5 protein-coding genes are annotated in these 6,186 nt (G+C 58.0%); 2 read left to right on the top strand and 3 right to left on the bottom strand.

The window, feature by feature from the left end:
• Positions 1 to 183: 183 nt before the first annotated feature.
• The 3 genes from ALO64_RS17415 to ALO64_RS17405 all read right to left on the bottom strand — a co-directional run bounded on the left by ALO64_RS17415 (position 184) and on the right by ALO64_RS17405 (position 3,051).
• Positions 184 to 1,005: a C58 family peptidase gene (locus ALO64_RS17415; protein ID WP_044344935.1), complete on the bottom strand. Its 822-nt coding sequence runs from the start codon at positions 1,003 to 1,005 to the stop codon at positions 184 to 186.
• 340 nt (positions 1,006 to 1,345) lie between these two features.
• Positions 1,346 to 2,506 (bottom strand): MFS transporter, encoded by a 1,161-nt coding sequence (locus ALO64_RS17410; RefSeq protein WP_044344934.1) that lies wholly within the window; start codon positions 2,504 to 2,506, stop codon positions 1,346 to 1,348.
• Between the two features lie 5 nt (positions 2,507 to 2,511).
• Positions 2,512 to 3,051 carry a GNAT family N-acetyltransferase gene (locus ALO64_RS17405; protein ID WP_005731901.1) on the bottom strand — a complete coding sequence of 180 codons (540 nt, stop codon included), beginning with the start codon at positions 3,049 to 3,051 and terminating at the stop codon, positions 2,512 to 2,514.
• Positions 3,052 to 3,154: 103 nt separating this feature from the next.
• Here ALO64_RS17405 and ALO64_RS17400 point away from each other — a divergent pair, with 103 nt between their 5' ends.
• Positions 3,155 to 4,051, top strand: a complete 897-nt coding sequence (locus ALO64_RS17400; RefSeq protein ID WP_044344938.1) for a LysR family transcriptional regulator — start codon at positions 3,155 to 3,157, stop codon at positions 4,049 to 4,051.
• A gap of 273 nt (positions 4,052 to 4,324) precedes the next feature.
• Positions 4,325 to 5,908, top strand: a complete 1,584-nt coding sequence (locus ALO64_RS17395) for an aldehyde dehydrogenase (NADP(+)) (protein ID WP_044344933.1) — start codon at positions 4,325 to 4,327, stop codon at positions 5,906 to 5,908.
• The last annotated feature ends 278 nt before the right edge of the window (positions 5,909 to 6,186 follow it).

Below are 6,186 nucleotides of genomic sequence, written 5' to 3'. Positions count from 1 at the left end.
ACACTTGTTTTACGACAGCCAGATGGTGGCCGGTGATACGATCGTTGGGTTTACCGCTTCAGCGCGGTTCAATACAGGTTCATTCGCAGTTAATGCTGGTTGACCCGTCTGGTCAGTCGCAATTAATCCTGGTCAAAACCGCGCTGGTTGCGAAAATTTGAAATTCCTATACACCGAGCAGTGTCACTCCACACGCTGAATAACCATGCTCTCCAATTGCAGGTGCCCATTCAGTCGACTGCCGTATCTGGTCATCAGATTCTGGAACATCGAAGGCAACTCCGGTAAAGTGGTAGAGAACTCGCCATAGTTTGGATCAAAGAGGTTCACACTGCCTTCGGAGCTGGAAGCAGTGATGGCATGCCTTACACGCTTTCCATTGTTTTCAAAGCACAAGCTGATCAAATGGGCGCTACCATCTCGCGCAATTTTTTGCAATGCGGTCGAATGCCGATCCGCATGGAATACCGAGGGTTCACCTACAGGCTGCAAATCTTGACTTCGCAAAAGGGTTTTGCGCGCCGATATTCGACCTGCTTCTCGCTGCTCCCGCGACCCGCTCACTGAACCTGCTGCATTTTCGTATTGGTTCTGGATGTCCGAAGCATGGTCAAGATCCAGCGCCTCCATTCTGTAACTCGCCTCCCCCACATCACGCAATCGCAGCCATTGGATTGCCAAGCCCATACAAGATTGACTAGCGTTCGCATTATTCAACGCTGCAATTCTATAGTTGAATACTGCGTCGATATCCGCCTCAGAGGACTCAGCAGAGGACACGTCGTCATCTGAACTACTCAAGGCCTTCGACGATGAACAGCCGCGTTCCACAGATTGGTGAGTAAGTATTTCTAACCGATGAAGACCAGCCCCTGACCTGACCCTCGTTCTGCCACGTTGAACGATGCTATCAGCCTGCTGCTTGTCTTCCTCCGCTGTCGGAAAGCTCTGCTCGAGCCGCTCTCTGGTTCGGCGCGACAACTCCGCGGACCGTAGCAAAAGCATCTCACGCCCGGCTGAATCCGTCGAAGGAGGCGGTACCTGCGGACTGTTCGAGGGTCTCGCGCTGATCGAGTCGCGAGCGCTCGCTCGCTCAGACTCTGTGTACCCACCAAAATAAGCGCCAGATGACCCTGCTCTGTTGATACCCACCATATGTGCTGATTTTCTCCGCTTACGGGCTTGCAGGAAACTGAACCTGCAAAATAAGAATGGGTGGTAGCGGGCAAGAAAAAGCTCCACCTTGATGCATAGGCATTTTGAAATTCCTATGCATGAACAGCCGCGTACCCTAACCATTCAGGCGACTACTGGCAACGCTATTGAACCGGATTGTTGGACAATTTCATTTTGCGCGGCCATTTAGATTCAATGCAATTGCCACTGCAATCAACACCAGGCTGATCGCCAGCGACAACCACAGCAGGCCGCTGCCGCCCTGCGCTTCACGCACCCACGCAAAAAACCACGGAGCGCCAGCTGACAGCAGAAAGGCAGGAGCCAGCAATCGGCCCTGCAGGTGTACGTAATGCGAATGTGCAAACAGCTCAAAGGGTAGATTCGCCCTCAGCAATGTGGCCAACCCGTTCATCGCGCCATAACCGAACAGGAACATGCAGGCCAGCAGGGTATGGCCCTGACTGAGCAGCCCCAGGGTAAAACACAGCACCATTCCGGAAGCGACCCAGACATTCAGGCGCAGCGCTGGCATCGACTGCGCCAACAAAGCCTGCGCCAGACGCGCGCAGGTCTGACCGATGCCCCACAGCGCTGCCAGCACGACCGGCACGCCCAAACCAGCCAGCAACGCGGGTAAATGGGCAGACAAGCCGGCTGACAGGAACGCGATCAGGGACATGCTCAGTGCGTAGCCGAACTGAGGTATCCAGGCCGTGGTGTCAGCGTGCGCAGGCGCGGCTGGCCCGGCGTTCAAGACCGGCAACAGGGAGTCCGGCAGGCCGCTGACCAATAACCCGCTGAGCAATGCCAGGCAGCCGTAGACAGCAACCGCACTACGCCAGCCCAACGCATTCAACAAGCCGTGGCCCAGCGGCCAGAATACCGCCGAAACCAGCCCGCCCAACAAGGTAATCTGCACCATCAGCGCCCGAGAGCGTGCACCGAACAGCGCTGCCAATGCAGCAAACAGCGCATCGTAAAGTGACAGACGCATGCCGACGCCCAGCACTGCCCAGCCAAAAAACCACGACTGAGGTGTCTCGCACACAGCCAGCATGCAGCAGCCAAGCGCGTTGAGCCCGGCCCCGTATTGCAATACCTGCCGTGCACCGAGACGCTGGAGCAAACGCGCACTGAAGATCGAAACCAGGCCCATGATCAACAGTGCGACTGACAGCCCGGAAAAGACCTGCTGGCCGCTCCAGCCCAGATCATCGGCAATCGCATTGCCGAAAGCCCCCGGCAGATAAAACGTCACACCCCAACTGATCAGTTGCGCGAGCCCCAGTTTGACTACCGCCAGCCTGGACAGATCAGCGCGGTCCACGTCAGTCAGGCCCGCTCGGAAGGTGCACTGCCCGAGCCGTCGCCGAGCATGCGCTGCATCAGCACGGTGTCCACCCAGCGACCGTGCTTGAAGCCGACTGACTCGAATACCCCGACACGGCGAAAACCCAGGCGCTCGTGCAGACGCAGCGACGCGATATTCTCGCTATTGCCGATCACCGCGACCATCTGCCGCCAGCCGCCCTGCTCGCAGCGCTGTACCAGCTCGCCAAGCAATGCCAGACCGATGCCCCGCCCGCCCATACCGTCCCGTATATAAACCGAGTCTTCTACGGTAAAGCGATAGGCAGGACGCGGACGATAGGGTGTGGCGTAGCCATAGCCGACCACCTCCCCGGCGAGCTCGGCCACCAGATATGGCAGGCCGTTGACGAGCACCTGCGCACGGCGCTGCAGCAGCTCGGCGACACTCGGCGGATCGAGTTCGAAACTGGAAATGCCATGCAGCACATGATCGGCGTAGATCGCCTGTACGGCAGGTATGTCTTGATCACACGCATCACGCAGGATAAAGGTCGGGGTCATATCGGGCTCTGGGCAAATGTCGTTGGATGAGTGCAATCATGCCGCTCACCAAGCCGTTAAAAAAGCTATGATTTATCATTCACAGCATAAGAAATACTTTGCCATGCGCCGACTCAACCTGAATCACTTGCATACCTTCTCGCTGGTCATAGCGCACGGCAGCTTCTCCGCAGCGGCCGAGCGACTGCACCTGACCCAGCCAGCGGTAAGCCTGCAAATTCGGCAGTTGGAGGACCAGTTGAACCTGAAATTGATCGAGCGCGTAGGCAAGCGGCTCAAGCCCACCTCGGCGGGCACTACGTTGCTGGAGCATATTGCGCGCATTGAGGCGGTGGTCGAAGACGCCCTGCTGGAGTTGTCCAGTCACGCCAGCGGCGTTGCCGGAAAGGTTGCGATCGGTACCGGCGCAACCGCCTGCATTCATCTGCTGCCGCCCATGTTGCAGGCACTGCGCCGTCGCTTTGCACAACTGGATGTGCGGGTCAGCACCGGCAACACGGACGGCATTCTCAAGGCTGTGGAAGAAAACCGTCTGGATCTCGCACTGGTGACGCTGCCCGCCTCGGGTCGCAGTCTGCATATCACCCCGCTGCTTGAGGATGAGTTCTTGGCGATCTTCGCCAGCAGCCAGCAGCCGATTGCCGCTGAAATGACCCCGGAGCACCTCTGCGAACTACCGCTGGTGGTCTTCGAAGCAGGCAGCAGTACGCGGCTGCTGATCAATGAATGGTTCTTGCAGGCCGGGATCCGGGTAAAGCCGATCATGGAACTGGGCAGCATCGAGGCCATCAAGGAAATGGTTGCTGCGGGCCTGGGCTACAGCATCGTGCCGCGCATGGCGGTTGCTGCAGTCCATCACCGCCGCGGTTTGCAGGTGCTGCAGCTGGTGCCGGGGTTGAGCCGCACGCTGGGAATTGCATTGCGCCAGGACAAACCGGTCAGCAAGGCGTTGCGCCAGGTGCTGGATGCATTGCACAACCTCAACGCTACACCACCTTAAAAGGTCACAAAAGCGCGCCACGATAGAAGCCTGATCGCGCCCATGCGCTATAAAGAGCAGCGGCGCTTGACTTGGCAAATCAGGCCGACAGTTGCATCAGCAGCGAATCAGGTTGTACGATGACTGCCCACTGGTTTTAGAAAAAATGATCGCTGGCCTGCTTTTACACGCCACATCACTGACAATCTGTAAAGCAACTCGGCAACCCATAAGGAGCGCCGGTCCGGATACCTTCCATACCGACCTCCAACCTCAAAACAACAGGAGATACCGATGCCTAACATTCTCGGCCAGAATTTCATCGCTGGCGGCCGCAGCGCTCTTGGCCAAAGCCTGCAAAAAAGTCTGGATGCCACAACAGGCGAAGAACTGCCTTACAGCTTCCATCAGGCTACCGACGGCGAAATCGACGCTGCCGCCCTCGCCGCCAAGGCTGCCTTTCCAGAATTCCGTCAACTGAGCCCGGCCCGTCGCGCCGACTTCCTCGACGCCATTGCCGATGAACTGGATCAGTTGGGTGATGATTTCGTCGCCATCGTCTGCCAGGAAACCGCTCTGCCCCAGGCACGTATTCAGGGTGAGCGCGGTCGTACCAGCGGCCAGATGCGCCTGTTTGCCAAGGTTCTGCGTCGCGGTGATTTCGTCGGTGCACGCATTGACCTGGCCCTGCCGGATCGCAAGCCGTTGCCACGCGTCGACCTGCGCCAGTACCGCATCGGTGTGGGCCCGGTTGCCGTGTTCGGCGCGAGCAACTTCCCGCTGGCGTTTTCCACTGCTGGCGGTGACACCGCTGCTGCACTGGCTGCCGGTTGCCCGGTGGTGTTCAAGGCGCACAGTGGCCACATGGCGACTGCCGATCTGGTGGCCAGCGCTATCATCCGCGCCGCAGAACGCACCCAAATGCCGAAAGGCGTATTCAACATGATCTTCGGTAACGGCGTGGGTGAAGGTCTGGTCAAACACCCGGCTATCCAGGCCGTCGGTTTCACCGGCTCGCTGAACGGCGGCAACGCTCTTTGCAAAATGGCCGCCGAGCGTCCACAGCCGATTCCGGTGTTTGCCGAGATGTCCAGCATCAACCCGGTAGTGTTGCTGCCAGGTGCCCTGCAGGCACGCGGCGAAACCGTGGCCAAAGAGCTTGCCGGTTCGGTGGTGATGGGTGCCGGTCAGTTCTGCACCAACCCCGGTGTGGTCATCGGCCTGCGCTCCCCGGCGTTTTCGACGTTCGTCGAACAACTGACCGAACAGATGGGCAGTCAGGCACCGCAGACCATGCTCAACGCAGGCGGTCTGCGCAGCTACAGCAAAGGCGTCGAACATTTGCTGTCGCATCCGGGCGTGACGCATCTGGCTGGCAAGCCGCAGGAAGGCAAACAGGCGCAGGCTCAGTTGTTCAAGGCTGACGTCAGTCTGCTGTTGAACGGCGACCAGTTGTTGCAGGAAGAAGTCTTTGGCCCGACCACGCTGATAATCGAGGTCGCTGACGATGCGCAGTTGAAAGACGCGTTGCAGGCCTTGCGTGGTCAGCTGACTGCGACCGTGATCGACGAGCCTGCGGACTTGAGCCAGTACAGCTGGCTGCAACCGATACTCGAAGAGAAAGTCGGGCGCATTCTGTTCAACGGCTACCCGACCGGTGTCGAGGTCTGTGAAGCCATGGTTCACGGCGGTCCGTATCCGGCAACCTCGGACGCACGCGGTACTTCGGTAGGCACTCTGGCCATCGACCGTTTCCTGCGTCCGGTCTGCTATCAGAACCTGGCCGACAGCCAGTTGCCGCCTGCATTGCAGAATGCCAACCCGCTGGGTCTGCGTCGTCTGGTCAACGGTGAATGGAGCGATCAGCCTCTCGTGTAACAACCATCGCTTGACTCGTAAAAAAAGCAGCGCGACCTGATGAGGGTCGCGCTTTTTTTTGAAAAATATTTCTTTTTTGTGCTTTAAATCGCTTATGGCGGACCTGTCTTCCAGCCTGGTGGCAGCACCATGGAAGTGCAAAACATGAGCTGTTCATAAAATAACCACACAGCTGTAAGCCACGTGTAACAAGGGTTTCAAAAAGTTACCCACAGACATACCCACGATTTCCGTGGACAACTTTTCATCAATTTCGAACCTTAAGTATCCTCTGAAAA

The sequence above is a fragment of the Pseudomonas meliae genome (assembly GCF_001400515.1).
GTDB lineage: Bacteria > Pseudomonadota > Gammaproteobacteria > Pseudomonadales > Pseudomonadaceae > Aquipseudomonas > Aquipseudomonas amygdali.
This window is presented reverse-complemented; position numbering and strand designations above follow the sequence as displayed.

Coding starts and splice junctions, on each gene's coding strand:
- ALO64_RS17415 (WP_044344935.1), bottom strand. CDS start 1,005: ATGCTTTTGCTACGGTCCGCGGAGTTGTCGCGCCGAACCAGAGAGCGG.
- ALO64_RS17405 (WP_005731901.1), bottom strand. CDS start 3,051: ATGACCCCGACCTTTATCCTGCGTGATGCGTGTGATCAAGACATACCT.
- ALO64_RS17400 (WP_044344938.1), top strand. CDS start 3,155: ATGCGCCGACTCAACCTGAATCACTTGCATACCTTCTCGCTGGTCATA.
- ALO64_RS17395 (WP_044344933.1), top strand. CDS start 4,325: ATGCCTAACATTCTCGGCCAGAATTTCATCGCTGGCGGCCGCAGCGCT.